At 30.0% G+C, this 230-nt stretch carries 1 tRNA gene; it reads left to right on the top strand.

The features are described from left to right. Positions 1–31: 31 nt before the first annotated feature. A tRNA-Val gene (locus AC4IFT_RS22645) sits at positions 32–102 on the top strand. Positions 103–230: the final 128 nt, after the last annotated feature.

Here is a 230-nt window from a genome sequence, read left to right as displayed (position 1 = left end):
ATATAAATCTAGGTATAGGAGGTAATCATTCGCGACTGTCATTTAATGGTAGGATAACTGTTTTACACACAGAGTATATCGGTTCGATTCCGGTCGGTTGTATTTAGGGGAATTATAGTTAAAAAAAAATAATATAATATAAGAATGAAGAATAAATTAGTTAAAAAATCACAATTAAGTTATTATCTAGCAGGATTAATCAAAGGAGATGATCACGTACAGGTAAGTAG

The organism is Providencia sp. UF-183 (assembly GCF_058246155.1).
Note: the sequence above shows the minus strand (reverse complement) of the source record. Positions and strands in the feature narration are given on the sequence as shown.